The sequence below is a fragment of the Aeromonas sp. ASNIH2 genome, assembly GCF_002934795.1.
In the GTDB taxonomy this organism is placed as follows: domain Bacteria; phylum Pseudomonadota; class Gammaproteobacteria; order Enterobacterales; family Aeromonadaceae; genus Aeromonas; species Aeromonas caviae.
The window spans coordinates 65,272-81,355 of sequence record NZ_CP026406.1 but is presented as its reverse complement, the minus strand read 5'-3'; the positions used below and the strand labels follow the sequence as shown (position 1 = coordinate 81,355).

16 protein-coding genes are annotated in these 16,084 nt (G+C 61.6%); 13 read left to right on the top strand and 3 right to left on the bottom strand.

Going from position 1 to position 16,084, the window contains the following annotated elements:
- Positions 1-7 precede the first annotated feature (7 nt).
- On the bottom strand, positions 8-763 hold the full coding sequence (tpiA, locus tag C3F36_RS00430; protein WP_104452961.1) for a triose-phosphate isomerase: 756 nt from the start codon (positions 761-763) through the stop codon (positions 8-10).
- Positions 764-898: 135 nt separating this feature from the next.
- On the bottom strand, positions 899-1,684 hold the full coding sequence (gene elyC, locus C3F36_RS00425) for an envelope biogenesis factor ElyC (protein ID WP_104454242.1): 786 nt from the start codon (positions 1,682-1,684) through the stop codon (positions 899-901).
- A 128-nt stretch (positions 1,685-1,812) separates the two neighbouring features.
- Here elyC and cmoM point away from each other — a divergent pair, with 128 nt between their 5' ends.
- The 12 genes from cmoM (at position 1,813) to C3F36_RS00365 (ending at position 13,941) form a co-directional block, all read left to right on the top strand.
- Positions 1,813-2,589 carry a tRNA uridine 5-oxyacetic acid(34) methyltransferase CmoM gene (gene cmoM, locus C3F36_RS00420; RefSeq protein ID WP_039040723.1) on the top strand — a complete coding sequence of 259 codons (777 nt, stop codon included), beginning with the start codon at positions 1,813-1,815 and terminating at the stop codon, positions 2,587-2,589.
- Between the two features lie 114 nt (positions 2,590-2,703).
- Positions 2,704-4,023 (top strand): chromosome partition protein MukF, encoded by a 1,320-nt coding sequence (gene mukF, locus C3F36_RS00415; protein ID WP_104454241.1) that lies wholly within the window; start codon positions 2,704-2,706, stop codon positions 4,021-4,023.
- Positions 4,004-4,741, top strand: coding sequence for a chromosome partition protein MukE (gene mukE / locus C3F36_RS00410; RefSeq protein ID WP_029314572.1), 738 nt, complete (start codon positions 4,004-4,006; stop codon positions 4,739-4,741). Before mukF ends, mukE begins: the two co-directional genes overlap by 20 nt.
- 45 nt (positions 4,742-4,786) lie before the next feature.
- On the top strand, positions 4,787-9,214 hold the full coding sequence (mukB, locus tag C3F36_RS00405) for a chromosome partition protein MukB (protein ID WP_104454240.1): 4,428 nt from the start codon (positions 4,787-4,789) through the stop codon (positions 9,212-9,214).
- Between the two features lie 170 nt (positions 9,215-9,384).
- Positions 9,385-9,786 carry a septal ring lytic transglycosylase RlpA family protein gene (locus C3F36_RS00400; RefSeq protein ID WP_199769637.1) on the top strand — a complete coding sequence of 134 codons (402 nt, stop codon included), beginning with the start codon at positions 9,385-9,387 and terminating at the stop codon, positions 9,784-9,786.
- 384 nt (positions 9,787-10,170) lie between these two features.
- Entirely contained in the window at positions 10,171-10,536 is a 366-nt protein-coding gene (locus tag C3F36_RS00395; RefSeq protein ID WP_104454239.1) for a RidA family protein, read from the top strand.
- A gap of 13 nt (positions 10,537-10,549) precedes the next feature.
- On the top strand, positions 10,550-11,203 hold the full coding sequence (locus C3F36_RS00390; RefSeq protein ID WP_104454238.1) for a helix-turn-helix transcriptional regulator: 654 nt from the start codon (positions 10,550-10,552) through the stop codon (positions 11,201-11,203).
- Positions 11,193-11,999, top strand: coding sequence for a PhzF family phenazine biosynthesis protein (locus C3F36_RS00385; RefSeq protein WP_104454237.1), 807 nt, complete (start codon positions 11,193-11,195; stop codon positions 11,997-11,999). The genes C3F36_RS00390 and C3F36_RS00385 overlap by 11 nt, the downstream gene beginning before the upstream one ends.
- 3 nt (positions 12,000-12,002) lie before the next feature.
- Complete coding sequence (locus C3F36_RS00380) at positions 12,003-12,344, top strand: hypothetical protein (RefSeq protein WP_104454236.1); 342 nt, start codon at positions 12,003-12,005, stop codon at positions 12,342-12,344.
- 46 nt (positions 12,345-12,390) lie between these two features.
- Positions 12,391-12,864: a cupin domain-containing protein gene (locus tag C3F36_RS00375; protein WP_104454235.1), complete on the top strand. Its 474-nt coding sequence runs from the start codon at positions 12,391-12,393 to the stop codon at positions 12,862-12,864.
- A gap of 18 nt (positions 12,865-12,882) precedes the next feature.
- Positions 12,883-13,368: a GNAT family N-acetyltransferase gene (locus tag C3F36_RS00370; protein WP_104454234.1), complete on the top strand. Its 486-nt coding sequence runs from the start codon at positions 12,883-12,885 to the stop codon at positions 13,366-13,368.
- Positions 13,369-13,632: 264 nt separating this feature from the next.
- Positions 13,633-13,941: a putative quinol monooxygenase gene (locus tag C3F36_RS00365; RefSeq protein ID WP_104454233.1), complete on the top strand. Its 309-nt coding sequence runs from the start codon at positions 13,633-13,635 to the stop codon at positions 13,939-13,941.
- A gap of 45 nt (positions 13,942-13,986) precedes the next feature.
- Here C3F36_RS00365 and C3F36_RS00360 read toward each other — a convergent pair whose 3' ends face one another.
- Positions 13,987-14,925, bottom strand: coding sequence for a LysR family transcriptional regulator (locus tag C3F36_RS00360; protein ID WP_104454232.1), 939 nt, complete (start codon positions 14,923-14,925; stop codon positions 13,987-13,989).
- A gap of 308 nt (positions 14,926-15,233) precedes the next feature.
- On the opposite strand from C3F36_RS00360, the gene xapA reads away from it, so the two are divergent.
- Positions 15,234-16,061, top strand: coding sequence for a xanthosine phosphorylase (xapA, locus tag C3F36_RS00355; RefSeq protein WP_104454231.1), 828 nt, complete (start codon positions 15,234-15,236; stop codon positions 16,059-16,061).
- The last annotated feature ends 23 nt before the right edge of the window (positions 16,062-16,084 follow it).

The following is a 16,084-nucleotide window of genomic DNA, read 5'->3' as shown; positions in this document are numbered from 1 at the left end:
TTGGCGCTTACTTGGCGGCGCCAGCGATGATCTGGGAGAAGTCGTCCACTTTCAGGGACGCGCCACCCACCAGGCCACCGTCGATGTCCGGCTGGCCGAACAGGTCGGCAGCGGTGGCGCCAGTCACGGAGCCGCCGTACAGGATCTGTACCTTGGCAGCCACGGCTGCATCAAAACCGGCCAGGTATTGACGGATATGAGCATGCACGGATTGTGCGATCTCCGGGGTGGCGGTCTTGCCGGTGCCGATGGCCCATACCGGCTCGTAAGCGATGACGGCGTTCTCGAAGGAGGTGATGCCGCAGCGATCGATCACGGCCTTGAGCTGGGTCTCGACCACCTGGTTGGTGGTACCGGCTTCGAACTGGGCCAGGGTTTCACCGATGCACAGCACGGGGATCAGGCCGCCCTTCTGGATGGCTTCGTACTTGGCAGCCACCACGTCGTCGGTCTCTGCGTGCAGGGTACGACGCTCGCTGTGGCCGACCAGGGAGTAGGTGCAGCCGAAGGCTTTGAGCATGGAGGGGGCGTTTTCGCCGGTGAAGGCGCCGGACTCGTGAACGTCGGCGTTCTGGGCACCGTAGGCGATCTTGCTGCCAGCGGTCAGCTGTTCAACCAGACCCAAAAAGATAACCGGCGGGCAGACGGCCACTTGCACGGAAGGATGAGCGGCAGCGGCCGGGGTCAGTCCTTTGATCAGGGCTTCTACAGAAGCCTTGGTGCCGTTCAGTTTCCAGTTACCCATTACCAGGTGCTGTCTCATCTTCTATATCTCCTAGGCATTTGATTGCGCAACATTATATGAATTGAACCGAGCCCAAGATAGCTGACCCGGCGGCAAATGACGTAATTTTTTTTCGCTTTCCTGATCCAAATCAGGAATGCAAGGCGCGATTGCTCACTCGGTGACCTGCCCACGCAAACGGGCCCACCATACCCCAATCCACTCGTGAATGGCAGCCTCGGAATACATCAGATAACGCCCCTTGGGGAGGTAGCTGTAGAGGGGTTGCAGCTCCTGACTCTGCTTGGCGGTGTAATCGGTGGGAGCCGGCACCGCATCGAGTCCCTGACTGCGATAGAGAGCCATGGCCCGGGGCAGGTGGGTGGCCGAACTCACCAGCGCCACCCGCTTGCCGTTGAGGTGGGCGGCGATGCTGACCGCCTCGTCATGGGTGTCTTTGTTGTTTTCAAACAACGTCATGCGCGCACGCGGGATGCCAAGGCTGGCCGCCATGCGGGCGTTGACCTCGGCGTTCGACAGGGGATCCCCGGCCACTGCGCCGGAGAAAACCAGCTCGGCCTCTGGATAGGCCTGAGCCAGGCGAACCCCTTCCAGGGTGCGCGCCAGGGAGATGTTGTTTTGCCAGGCGCGCTCTGGGATGGCCGGATCGCTCACATGACCGTTGCCCAGCACGACGATGGCCTGGATGTCAGGATGCTGGCTCACCTCGAAGGGGGGATAGGTCTGCTCCAGGCTGCGGGCCAGCTCGTAGCTCACCGGCCGCGTCCCCATCAGGGCGATGATCACCAAGGAGAGGGTCGCCAGCAGCCTGCCGCTTTTTTGAAAGCGGGTGAACCAGAGCAGCACGAGCGCCAGCACCAACAAGGAGAGAGAGAAGGGGAGCGGCATCAACAGATGGCCCAGCCATTTCTTGATGACAAAGAAGTTGAGCTCGAACACGACAGACACGTCCTTGAGTTTTCAGCAAATTCGGGATGTGACAGAATACCCCTCTTTTTTCCTGTGGCCCAATCCTGTGTGGTTCCTCCTGCGGCCCTCATGGCGGGGCGGTCGAAGATGAGTGTGTCTTGAAGCAAGATCAGAGTTTTGACGGGCGCGCGGACAAGTTCGCTCGCAACATTTACGACTCCACCAAGGGGCGCATTCGCACCACCATTGTCTGGAGTGACATCGAAGCCTGCCTGGCGCGCCTGGGCAACCGGCCGCTGCGCATCCTGGATGCCGGCGGCGGCTTTGGCTACTTCGCCCAGAAACTGGCGGCCATGGGCCATCAGGTGGAGCTGTGCGATTTGTCGGCAGAAATGCTGGATCTGGCCCGGGAGCAGATCGCCCAGAAGGGCTTGGAAGACAGAATTCGTCTCATCCATTGCCCCATTCAGGATCTCAAGCACCAGGTGACCGGCACCTTCGATCTGGTGCTCTGTCACGCGGTACTGGAGTGGCTCGCCGAGCCGCGCCAGACCTTGCTGGGTCTGTTCCCTTTCGTCAAGGCAGGGGGCATACTGTCGCTGCTTTTTTACAATCGTCACGGCCTCCTGTTCCAGAGCCTGGTGGTGGGCAATTTTGACTATGTGCGCCTGGGCCTTCGCAAGAAACGCCAGACAGCCCTGACACCCACCAATCCCCAGTTGCCGGAGCAGGTCTATGACTGGATAGGCCGGGGGGGATTGCGGATCATCGGCAAGACCGGGGTGCGTGTCATCCACGACTACATGCGCCACAAGCAGGATCAGGTCGAGAAGTTCGAGGACCTGCTGGCCATGGAGCAGCAATATTGCCGCCAGGAGCCCTTTGTTTCCCTGGGGCGCTACATCCATGTGATGGCCCAGAAACCGGCCGGTTGAGCCCCACCGGCGTGAATACGATGCGGGATCCAGCCGCCGGGGCGCCACCGACCCCGGCCTATATCACCACGGCAGGCAAAGACCTGCCGACTATAACAACGAGATGATAACGTCATGATGAGTACATCCCGTACCCTGCCAGAGACGGTGGGATGGGTCAGACAGGAGGGGTTGGCGCTGAACCTCCCCACCGACAGGCTGGCCTTTCTGATAGCGATCAAGACGCTCTCCGAGGACGAGTCTGATCTCTCGGAGGCCGCGCTGCACGATGCCTTTGGCTATGTCAGCAGTGCCTTCGGCCAGATGGACGAGACCCTCACCGGTCGCGCCAACAACGCCATCAACGATCTCATTCGTCAGCAACTGCTGTCGCGTTTCACCGCCGACATGGTGGCGGGGGAGAGCCTCTACCGCCTGTCGCGCCTTGGCATGAGCATCGTCGATTTCTTCATGGATCAGCGCCAGGTGGACTCCATCAAGCTCTCCATCCTGCTCGAGCACCTGGCGGCCGAGCTCGACACCGCCCGCAAGGCGGCGCTCGAGACCAACACCCGGGAGCAGTGGGACGCCGAGGTGCTGCCGCGCCTCTCCTTCTCCCTGGAAGAGACGCTCGGGCGCATCGATCTCACCCAGCGCGCCATGGACGAGCAGCAAAACCAGGTCAAGAGCGAGATCGCGGCCCTGCTGACCCAGAACTGGGTCGATGCCATCCACAGCTGCGAGAAGCTCCTGCACGAGACCGGCCAGACCCTGCGCGAGTTGCAGGACACCCTGGACGCCGCCGGCCACCGCCTGCAGGCGGGGCTGCTCAACATTCAGGAAGCGGCCCAGGGGCGTGAGGATCTGTTCCACGTCGAGGAGCTGACCCACGCCCTGCAGGGGCGTCTGGACGTCATCACCGCCTGGGGCCAGCAGTGCATCGAGCTCTGGTCCCGTTATGACAGGCACGTCCACAAGTTCATCCGCAACGCCATCGACATGGACAAGAACCGCGCCTTCAGCCAGCGGCTGCGGGAATCCATCCGCAACTTCGAGCAGCACAGCTGGTTGTTGCGGGTGGCCGAAGAGCCCCGTTTGCTGGAGCTGCGGGATGAAACCATCGCCATCCACGACGAGGAGGTGACCGGCGAGGTGCCCCTCGAGATGGAGTACGTGGAGATGGTGGACATCAACCAGGAGCTGGCGGAGCGCATCGAGCGCTACCTGGCCCGCTACCCGGAGCAGGGAGATCGGCTGGATCTTGCCGACGTGCTGCGGGAATACCTGCTGGACTACCCGGCCCATGCCCACTTCGACGTGGCGCGCCTCCTGATCGATCAGGCCGTGCGTCTCGGCCATGCCAGCGGTGAGCGCGAACACCACCGCCAACCCGCATGGAAACCCATCAACCAAGCTGGATCCAAGGTTCAGGCCTATGTCATCGATCAATACTGAATTCCCCTTGCCCCTGCGTCTCGCAGAGGCCATCGCCAACCCCTTGTTTCCGCGCATCGACACCGCCCTGCGCTCCGGTCGCCACATCAGTGCCGACGAATTCGAGCAGCACTCGGCCCTGGTGGAGTACCACCAGGAGCTGGAGATCTTCTACGGTCGCTATCAGGTGGAACTCATCAAGGCGCCGGAAGGCTTCTTCTACCTGCGTCCGCGCCCGAGCGCCGACATAGGTACAACAGTGTTATCTGAGCTCGATATGCTGGTGGGCAAGGTGCTCTGCTACCTGTTCCTGAGCCCGGACAGGCTCGCCTCTGAAGGGGTGTTCGCCATGGGCGAGCTGCAAGAAGAGGTGCTGAGTCTGGCGGACGAGAAGCAACTGCTGCGCATGGTCAACAGCCGCTCCGGCGGCACGGATCTGGACAAGAAGAAGCTCCTCGAGAAGATCCGCACCTCCATGCGTCGCCTCAAGCGCCTCGGGATGATCACCCCCCTTGGCAACAGCGACAAATTCCGGGTCAACGAATCCGTGTTCCGCTTCGCCGCCGATGTGCGCTCCGACGAGGATCCTCGCGCGGTGCAACTGCGGATGATCCAGGAAGGGGAGGCCATTTTCCACGACGACGAGATGCCGAGCAGCGATTCCCTGTTCGAGGATATCGAAGAGGATCTGGACGAAGAGCAGCTGGAGCTGGAGGTGGAAGATGATCTGCAACGTTAATGTGCCGGCACTGATGGTGTCTGCCGGTTTGATGGAGAGTGTGGCGTGAGAGGCAAATTCAAATCCCTGACCATGGTCAACTGGAACGGCTTCTTCGCCCGCACCTTCGATCTCGACCAGCTGGTCACGACCCTGTCCGGCGGCAACGGCGCGGGCAAGTCCACCACCATGGCGGCCTTTATCGCGGCCCTCATTCCCGACCAGTCACTGCTTCACTTCCGTAACACCACGGAGGCGGGCTCCTCCAGCGCGTCCCGCGACAAGGGGCTCTACGGCAAGCTGCAGCGCGGCCACTGCTATTCGTTGCTGGAAGTGATGAACAGCCGCGAGCAGCGGATCTGGGTTGGCGTCCACCTCGAACAAGTGGCCAACCGTGACAACAAGGTCAACATTACCCCGTTCGCCCTGGTGGATGTGCCCGAGCACCTGGCGCCCACGGATCTGCTGCTGGAGAAGCTCGACGACGGCAAGGGCCGGGTACGTGCCTTCGCCGATCTGAAGGGGGCGGCAGCGGAGCTTGGCGCCATCAAGGTCGCCAAGTTCAATACGGTGACCGATTATCACAACTTCATGTTCGAGTTCGGCATCACCCCGAAGAAGCTGCGGGATCAAAAGGATCGCGGCAAGTTCTATCGCCTGATCGAAGCCTCCCTCTACGGCGGTATTTCGTCTTCCATCAGCCGCTCCTTGCGTGAATACCTGCTGCCGGAGAACTCCGGCGTGCGCAAGGCGTTCCAGGACATGGAGGCGGCCATCTACGAGAACCGCCGCACCCTGGAAGCCATCAAGGAGACCCAGGGTCAGCGGGATCTCTTCAAGAACCTGATCACCGAGACCACCCACTATGTGGCCGCGGAGTATGTGCGGGGCGCTGCCGAGAAGAGCCGCCTCTCCGAGCTGGCCCTCAAGGCACGCTCTGAGCTCGCCGGCAAACGCCGCCTGCTGGCCGAGGAGAAGCAGCGCGCCATCTATCTGGCGGACGAGGTGGATCAGCTCACCAACCGCGAGAAGCTCCTGACCGACGAGCTGGAGTCCGCCGCCGAGCACCTGGCCAAGGTGATGGCGGCCGTGGCGCTGCAAAAGAAGATTGCCCTCTATCGCGCCGATCTGGCGGAGCTCAACGACAAGCTGGAGCAGCAGCAGGCGGTGGTGGAAGAGATCCACGGCCAGTTGCTGGAGGTGGAAGAGCGCAAGGAGCTGGCCCAGGCAGAGGTAGACAGCCTCAAGACCCAGCTCGCCGACTACCAGCAGGCGCTCGATATCCAGCAGACCCGCGCCATCCAGTACCGTCAGGCGGTGCAGGCCCTCGATGCTGCCCGCGAGCAGTGCGAGCTGCCGGGGCTCGAGCCTGCGCAGGCGAGCGACACCCTGCACCAGTTCCGCGCAGCCGAGCAGAGCTTGACCAGCCGGGTGCTGGGGGCCGAGCAGCAGTTGGCGCTGGCCAAGGCGGCGGTGGCCGAACACGAAGCGGCGCTGGCGCTGCTGCTCAGCATCGCCCCCGAGACAGTGCGCGAGGCCGCCTGGCCCACCGCGCAGGGGCTGCTCAAGCGCCACATCGAGGACAAGGCCCGCATTGCCCAGGGCCAGGGTCTGCGCGCCGCCCTGGCTCGCCTCGAGAAAGAGAGCGAGAGCCAGAAGACCCTCTTGCGGCTGCGAGACGAGCTGGCCCAGGCGTCTGGTCAGCACATTGCCAGCCAGGACGAGCTGGAGATCTTCCTCGAAGCCCAGCGCACCCGCCAGGAGGAGCTCTCCGAGCAGCAGGCAGAGGCCAATCAGCGCCGCGCCAGCCTCGAGCATCAGGGCACCCAGCTGGGCCGCGATATCGCGGAACTGACCAAGCTGGCCCCGCGCTGGCTCAAATCCTTTGAAAAACTCGAGCAACTGCGCGAGCAGAGTGGCTTGGCCTTGGCCACCGCCGAAGAACTCTCTTCCGGCATGCAGAGCGTGCTCGACAAGGAGCGGGAGTTCGAGCAGGAGAGCAACCGCATTCAGGGCCAGAAACAGGCGCTGGAGATGCAAATTCGCAACCTGCAGCTGGGTGCCGGCGAGGCGGATCCCCGTCTTGCCCGCATCGCCGAGCAGGTGGGGGGCGTGCTACTCTCGGACGTCTATGACGACATCTCCATCGATGATGCCCCTTACTACTCCGCGCTCTACGGCCCGGCTCGCAGCGCCCTGGTGGTGCTCGACCTCGAAGGCGCCATCGAGCGGCTGAAAAAGCTGGAAGATTGCCCGGAAGATATCTACCTCATCCAGGGCAACCCCGACTCCTTTGATGAGGATCTGGTGGAAGCGGATGAGCTGGGGGACGCCGTGCTGGTGCGCACCAGCAAGCGTCAGGTGCGCTTCTCCCGCTATCCCGAGCTGCCGCTGTTTGGCCGCGCCGCCCGGGAAAAACGGATCGAGCAGCTCGATCTTGAGCGGGAAAACCTCATCGAGGGCTACGCCAAGGCCGCCTTCGAGCAGCAGAAGTATCACCGTCTCTACGGCCACTTCCGCGACTTTATCGGTCAGCATCTGGATATCGCCTTCCGCCCGGACCCCGAAGCCGAGGTGCAGGCCAAGCAGCACGAGCAGCGCAAGCTGCAAGAAACCATCGCCGAGTGCGACAAGCAGCTGAGTGATGCCAAAGCAGCCGCCGCCCAGCTGACCCGCCATATCCAGCTGGTGCAGGGGATGCTGCCCTTTGCCCACCTGTTTGCCGAGGCAGACCTGGTGGCCCGCCTCGAGGCGGCTCACGCCGACGTGGAGGCGCTTAAAACAGCCGAAGCCTTTATCGCCAAACACGGCAAGGCGTTGGAAAAACTGGAAACCATGGTGCAGGTGCTGCGCCAGGATCCCCAGGATCTGGCTGCCCTGCAGGCGGCCTTTGACGAGGTGAGCGACCTGCTGGCCGCGCAGAAACGCCGCTGCTACGCCCTCGATCAGCTGGTGGCCCGTTTGCCGCACTTTGGCTATCAGGATGCACAAGACCTGCTGGGCAAGGCGTCCGAGATGAGCGAGCGACTCAAAGAGAAGCTCAAGGCGGCGGAGCTTGCCGCCCGCACCGCCGGTGAGCAGCACAAGCAGATCACCCAGCGCCACACCGAGGCGCTGCAACTGCGCACGGCGCTCGATTCCAGCGCCTCGGCCAAGGGGCAGACCCTGGCGGAGTTCGAGCAGGAGCTGGCGGCCATGGGGCTGACCCTGTCGGATGACATGGAAGAGAAGGCCCGTGCCCACAAGAAAGAGATTGAAGAGCTGCTTATCCGCACCCGGACCCGCCGCACCAGCGCCGAGGCCCAGTTGCAGGTGTGCAAGCGCGAAATCGAATCCCTTGGCGGTCGTCTCAAGCTCGAAGGCAAGGATTACTACAGCGCCCGCAAATCCCTGGTGGGTCACAAGGCGAGCTGGTCGCGGGTGGTGCGTCTGGCACGGGAGACCGACGTCGAGAAGCGTCTGAACAAGCGCGAGCTGGCTTATCTTGACAGCGACGAGCTGCGCTCCATGTCGGACAAGGCCCTCGGCGCCCTGCGGGTGGCGGTGGCCCACGACGAGGCCCTGCGCGATGCGCTGCGTCTGTCGGAAGGCAACCGCAGCACCGAGCAGAAGGTCGCCTTCTACGTGCAGGTCTACCGTTACCTGAAAGATCGCATCCGCAACGACATCATCCGCTCGGACGATCCGGTGGAAGCCATCGAGGAGATGGAGATCGAGCTGGCGCGCCTCGCCGACGAGCTCAAGCAGCGGGAGAACCATCTGTCCCTCTCCTCCCACGAGGTGGCGGCCAAGATCACCAACATCATCCGCCGGGAGCAGAACCGCATCCGGGTGCTCAACCAGGGCCTGCAAAACATCGCCTTCGGCCTGGTGCGCGGGGTGCGCCTCAACGTCAATATCCGCGAGGCTCACACTCGCCTCCTGACCGCGCTCGCGGATCAGAGCGCCATGCACAACGATCTCTTCGCCGACAAGGAGCTCAGCTTCTCCGAGGCCATGGCCAAGCTCTTCCAGCGCCTCAACCCGCAGGTGGAGCAGGGAGAGCGAAACTACCAAGTGATGGGGGACGTGCTGCTGGATTATCGCAACTACCTGGAGCTGGAGATCGAGGTGCAGCGCGGGGCCGACGGCTGGCTGCGTGCCGAGAGCGGCGCCCTCTCCACCGGCGAGGCGATCGGCACCGGTCAGGCCATCCTCTTGATGGTGCTGATCAGCTGGGAGGAGGAGTCCCGCCGTCTGCGCGGCAAGGACATCGCTCCCTGCCGCCTCTTGTTCCTGGACGAAGCGGCGCGGCTTGATGGCAAATCCATCGCCACCCTGTTCGAGCTGTGCGAGCGGCAGGACATGCAGCTCCTCATCGCGGCGCCGGAGAACATCAGCCCCGAGAAGGGCACCACCTACAAGCTCATCCGCAAGGTGCAGGGCAAGCACGAGCATGTGCATGTGGTGGGGCTGCGCGGCTTTGGCTTCGCCGACGACAAGCTCATCGCCTGACAGAGGCTGACGGATAAGGTATGAAAACGGGAGGCTTGGCCTCCCGTTTTGTTTGGAAACTGTGGCAAAGTAGCGGCGCGGCCCTGGCAGGCCGGCACCATGCCGGTTTGCTTACAGCCGGCGCCGCTTTATTGGCATCGAAACCCCGCAGGGGAGCAAGGAAAAGGCACATGGTTGTAAAGGGGCAATTTTTGCGAAAGGGGCTGCTGCTGTCGCTCACCGTGCTGCTGGCCGCCTGCAGCAGTCGCTATGACGAGAGCCACGGCGGTAGCTGGCGCGGCTATAGCGAGACGGGGCTTGCCTCCTACTACGCCGATCGCTATCACAACAAGAAGACGGCGAGCGGCGAGCGATACAACAGTGGCGCGAACACCGCCGCCCATATGACGTTGCCCTTCGGCTCCATGGTGAGGGTGACCAACCTCGCCAACGGCAAGAGCGTGGTGGTGCGGGTCAACGACAGGGGCAACTTCGCCAGAGGGCGCATCATCGATCTCTCCAGGGCCGCGTTCAGCACCATAGGCAACACCCGATCCGGTCTTATCAAGGTCAAGGTCGAGGTAGTGAATTAGCCAGCGACCTGAAAAGGGGAGTGCCATAAATCCATATGGTACTGACTGTTCCATGAGGGGCGGGTTTGATGAAGCCCGCCAAATGGCTGGCCTGATCGGCCCCCATCACCGTGACGGTCGGCTCTACAGCCCCGCCAGCCCTGCTCACTCTCGTAATGCTTCAGCCATATCCCCTGTCCCTCTACGTTCATTTCCCCTTATCTCAAGACTGTCTCGCCCTAACCCTGCCTCGCATATTGCTTCGATAAACGATAAGTCTAACTTCAACCATTTGATTTTTAATAAATTTAAATATCAAATGTTGAATTATATAAAAATGTTTAAAAAAAGGGGCGCCTGATGCTATCTTAGGCGCAGTGACACTTATGAGAGAGTGCGAGCGCCATGACCATTGAACGATATGCTACCGACAAGCCTTTTCCCTTTGCCGATGCGGTGAAGGCGAACGGCTTTCTCTTCCTCTCTGGCCAGGTTTCGATGACGGCCAGTGGTGAGCCGCTGTATGGCTCGGTTGCGGAGCAAACCCGGCGGATTATGCAGTCAATAGAAGGGACGCTGACACGGGCTGGCGCGAGCCTGGATCAGGTCGTCAGGGTGCAAGTGTGGCTGAGTGACATGAAATACTTTGCCGAATTCAACGCCGAGTATCGCACTTGGTTTTCAAATGGCTTCCCGGCTCGGTCGGTGACCAGCAGCGCGCTGGCATTTGGGCTGGATGTGGAAGTTGAAGTCCAGGCGACAGCCTCATAGAGAGAGAATTCACATGGACATGAAACACGACAGTCTGATCACTGTCTTGATGGCATCCCTTGACGCCCTTAGAACCACCATTCCCGCCAATACCGAAGCGGTATTGCATGATCTGACCAGACCCGAGGCGTCCGTCATCGCCATCGTCAATGGGCATGTAAGCGGCCGCAAGAAAGGGGATGCGCTGTTATCCGGTCCGGATGATGACATGGGTTTTTTGGGGCTGCTCGAGGCCTCATCCGATATCAGGCACCGCACATTCAGTGGTTATGTCTCCAAGACGGCTTCCGGGAAGCGCTTGAATAGCGCATCGACAATCTATTACGGCGAGGGGGGCACTCCATTGGTGGCATTTTGCATCAATGTCGATATGGAAACGGTCAATCAACTGAAGCGCGATCTGGATTATCTTTTCCTGCCGGCCTGCATGGAGGAAGGGCAGGATGGCAGGACGAGCAATATATCCATCCAGACGTTGGATGATGTGCTGCAGAGATATCGACAGACAGGCTCGGAGAACAAGATTGACTTCAGAAGGCGCGTCGTATCAGACATTCATGGCATGGGGTTTTTCAAGATAAAAGGCAGTGTCAACCATGTCGCCAGGATGTTGGGGGTGACGCGATACACGATTTACAACTACCTGGAGAAATGTGATGAAGAGTAGTAGCTCGATAAAGATCCCCTTCTATCAAGTGGATGCATTTACCTCCCAGCCTTTTGGCGGCAATCCGGCCGGGGTATGTCCCCTCGAGACGTGGCTGGATGATGAAGTGCTCCAGGCCATCGCCATTGAAAACAATCTGTCAGAGACGGCTTTCTTTATCCCGGCAGAGGATGGCTATCACTTGCGCTGGTTTACCCCGGGGGTCGAAGTCGACTTGTGCGGGCATGCGACCCTGGCCGCGGCCTGGGTGCTCTTTAACAAGCTGGGCCATGCTGGTGAGCGCATTCATTTTCACACCCGCAGCGGACTTCTTACCGTGACCCGTTCAGGCCATGAATACTGCATGGACTTCCCGGCCAAGGCGGCGACTCAGATAACGCCACCCGCAGGATTGTTGGCTTCACTTGGCATAGAAGAAGGGGTCGTCGGGGTATGGCAGTCTGATGACCTGATCGTGCTGGTGGATGACCGGCAGATCATCGACAGGCTGGCCCCGGATTTCAATACACTGGTGCAGTTTGATACCCGAGGTGTCATCGTGACGGCGGCCGATGAACGCTTCGATTTTGTCTCCCGCTGGTTTGGCCCTCAGGTTGGCGTCAACGAAGATCCGGTGACCGGCTCTGCGCATACCTTCCTGGCGCCGTTCTGGGCAGCACGAACAGGCAAGAAAGAGCTGATTGCCCAGCAAGGGGGGGCGCGCAAGGGCACATTGCGTTGTCTGGTACGGGATGACGGTCGTGTGGAGTTGTATGGTGAGGCTCGCATGACGATCGAAGGCTTCTTCCTGCTGTAGTGGTTGCAATCGCCTTATTACCTTGTCCCATCGGAGGCGGATGCCGAGCGCTATCTGCTGGCGCGGGGGAAGGGGGAGTGGGTCGGCGAGATCGTCGAGATGATAGAGATGCATCACGCTTTGCGTTCCCGGCAGAATTCCCCATTTGCCCTGGTGGAGCTTTTTCGCCGGGCCGACATCGCCGACTTCTCCCTTGGCATGGTGCCCACGGGGTTGCCCGCCCCCTTGCTGTCGGCATTGAAAGCCGCGTTTCCCAATGCAGGGTTTCACCGGCGCTTGTTGCTACTGGGCATGGCATGGTGTGTGAGACACCCGTTCAACCCCCTGCCCATGTTTCGCCGCTGAGATGAGGGCTATATAGAGAGATATCATCCACAAGGAGGGTCAAGACATGACAGGCAAGACGCCCATTCAGGCCACACAGATCCCGGAGAACAAGGCCAAGTCCCTCTATCCGGAGCCCTTTGCCTCCCTGGTCAAGCACCGCACCCGGCGCAGGCTGGGGGATCATTTCGGCCTCGCCAATTTCGGGGTCAATCTGACGACCCTGGCACCGGGAGCCATCTCGGCGCTCAAGCACCATCACGGCCTGCAGGACGAGTTCGTTTATGTGCTCTCGGGCAATCCCACCCTGCGCCACGGGGAGGAGGAGTACCGGATGTCGCCGGGGGAGTGCATCGGCTTCAAGGGGGGCAGCGGCCTGGCCCACCAGTTGCTCAACCACGGTGAGGTGGACGCTGTCTATCTCGAGGTGGGGGACAGGCTGCCAGGGGATACCGTCGACTATCCCGACGACGATCTGGCCTTGGTACAGGGTGCCGATGGTGCCTGGTCAGCCAGACACAAGGATGGCACCCCCTACTAGGGGGGACCTCTTCGCGCAATGAGAGAGACCTCCATGGTGTTCAGCTCCTTTTCTGCTGTCAGGGCAGAGGATTTTCTGCCGCTGCTCAACGACGAGACGCTGCGAAAGCACCTGATCCCTCATCCGCTTTTCGATGTGGCCGGGGTGCGCGACTGGATGGCGCACAAGCTGGGAGTCGACGCCCGGCCAGGTTGCCGCGTGCGCGCCATCTTCCTCGACGGCACCCTGGCGGGGTGGTGCGGCATCCAGCCCGATGACGAGGGAGTGGAGCTTGCCATCGTGCTCGCCAGGGGCGGCTGGGGAAGCGGCGTGGCGATTTTCAACGAGATGATGGGGTGGGCGAGGGAGCTTGGCCATCGGACGATCCTCTTTCACTTGCTGGATACCCGCCCGCCTTATCGATTCCTCGCCAGACGGGCCATCTGGGTGAGGAAAACGCGCCTGGGCGAACACCCTTTCACCACCTATTGCCTTGACGTTGAACGTTGGTCTGCAGGCCCTTAGCCTGGACCAGGGGGCAGCAAGCCGTGCCGCCCCCTGGCGGGGCCCGTTGCCACCCTTTGCGCCATGATCCCTCTCACTCGTTTGTTCCTCCGTGCACGGCGTGGTTATCCACCCCGTTGAACACAGTGTTCATTCTGCCCCCCTATATGGCCTCCACCGTCCTGCCTACACTGGGCAACGTCTGATGGGGGGCATCCGGCAGTATAAATCGCTGTCCAGGTTGCACTCTCTGGCGTGTTGACGATGTACAACGGAGAAAACTGGATGAAAAAAGAGACAGACAAACTGGTATCGATCGCGGTGCTCAAGGCCCGTGACGGCATGGGAGAGCGCCTTCGCGATGCCCTGCTTACCTTGATTGGCCCCACTCGCCAGGAACCGGGCAACCTCGATTACGTGCTGTTCGAGTTGAAGGATGAACCCGGTACCTTCTACATGCGGGAAGCCTTCGTGAGTCAGGCCGCCCTGGATGCCCACTGTGAGACCGCGTATTTCCAGGCTTTCGCTCGCCAGGCGGGCGAACTGCTGGCCGAACCCCTTCGGCTTGTCTTCATGGAAGAAGTGAGCCCCTGATCCTTGCCGCAGAGCCCGATGATCCCCTCATCGGGCTTTTTGCCTTCAGCCTCGCTCCGGCAGGTTCATCTGCTCGCTCATGGTGTCGATGAAGTGGCGGATGGCGGTGGTCGTCAGCTGCCCTGCCAGGGGCGGAGCATGGAGCACGCAGAGATCGGCGGGGATCCCCTGCTCGAGGCGGATGAAGCGCACGTGGGGCCACTTCTGGCGGGCGTAGCTCGCGGGCACCAGGGCCACCTGCTGGCTGGTGGCCACCACTGCCATCAGGGTATTGGGCTCCACCACCTCCTGACGCAGGCGGGGGTAAAAGCCCTCCACCAGGCAGGCGTTGATGATGAGATCCGTGGAGGCGGAGTTGGCGCGGCTCATCAGCACGAAGGGCTCTGCGGCGAGTTCAGGGAGGGAGACCCGCTTGCGATCCCGCAGGGGATGCTCGTCCGATACCACCAGCACCATGGACTCCCGATAGACAGTCTCGGCCTGCAGCGGGTGGATGTTGAGGGTGTCGGCGAAGCGGGCGAGGCCGATGTCTATCTCCTTGCTGGCCAGCGCCTGCTTCTGGCGCTCGGGGGAGAGCTCGGTGAAGGAGATCTCGCACTCGGGGTGGCGCTGGTGACACTGGCGGATCACCTCGCCAAAGCCGGCCCAGAAGATGGAACTGACCAGCCCGATGCGGATCTGGTTGCGCTCCATGCGCCCTGCCTGCACCACCCGGTTGAGGCCGCTCTCCAGCACGTCGAACAGGCGATCGCATTCGGCCTGCAACAGGCGCCCTGTGGGGGTCAGGTTCACCTGGCGGGTGTGGCGCTCAAACAGGGCCACCCCCAGCAGGGATTCGAGTTCCTTTATCTGGGCGCTGAGCGGCGATTTGGAGACATTGAGCCGCAGGGCTGCCCAGCTGAAGTGGCCCTGGCTGGCCACTTCATGGAAGTAACGCAACATCTTGAGGGTGACGCGATCGCGCCATTGGTTGTCCGGGAACATGGTCTCTCCAGGCTTTAAGGGTGAGATCGCCGTCAAAGTTCGGGCACGGGAATGGCGGGGCAGGGAGGCGGGTCCCTCCTGACACCGCGATCCGCATCACATCGGTTTTCCCCCTCCGGCGACCCGTTTGACTGAGAAATGGCATGAAGCAGCGGTTTTTGGGCCATTTCGGGTGCGTCATTACCCCACTACGCCGGTCATTGTGTTGTATATCGGGATAATCAGGCCGATTTTAGCGATTTTTGTCGTCCAATACCTCCCCTAGAGTGAGCGTCATGTCTCATTCACAGCCTCAAGAGGTACAACTCATGCAACACGATCCCGTACTCAACGCCGTCGCCACCATTCTTGCCCGCAAGCCGGGGTTTGCCCCCCGCGCCGCCATGATCCTGGGCTCCGGCCTCGGGGTGCTGGCCGATGCGCTGGAAGAGAAGGTCACCATTCCCTACGAGGAGCTGGACGGCTTCCCCGTCAGCACGGTAGCGGGCCACAGCGGCGAGCTGGTGCTCGGCAAGCTGCACGGGGTGGACGTGGTCTGCATGAAGGGGCGCGGCCACTACTACGAACACGAAACCATGAAGGTGATGACTACCCCGGTGCGCACCTTCAAGCGCCTGGGCTGCGAGCTGCTGCTGGTAACCAATGCGGCCGGCTCGCTGCGCCCGGAGCGCATCGGTGTCGGCTCCCTGGTCATCTTCAACGATCACATCAACACCATGCCGGGCACCCCCATGACGGGGGCCAATGACGAGGCCTACGGCCCGCGCTTCTTCAGCTTGGCCAATGCCTATGACAAGGGGTTGCGCAGCGAGGCGCTGGCGCTGGCCGAGCGGGAGGGGATCGCCGTCAATCAGGGGGTGTTCGTCTCCTACAGCGGCCCCTGTTTCGAGACCGCCGCCGAGATCCGCATGATGCAGATCATCGGGGGTGACGTGGTGGGGATGTCGGTGGTGCCCGAGGTGGTCAGCGCCGCCCACTGCTCGCTGCCGGTGCTGGCCATCTGCGCCATCACCAACATGGCGGAGGGGCTCGGTGACGTGCAGCTCTCCCACGAGCAGACCCTCAAGTGCGGCGAGCTGGCGGAAGCGGACTTCATCCGCCTCATCAACGCCTTCATCCAGCACCACTTCCAGTAAGCAGGGAACGACCAGGAGGTCAG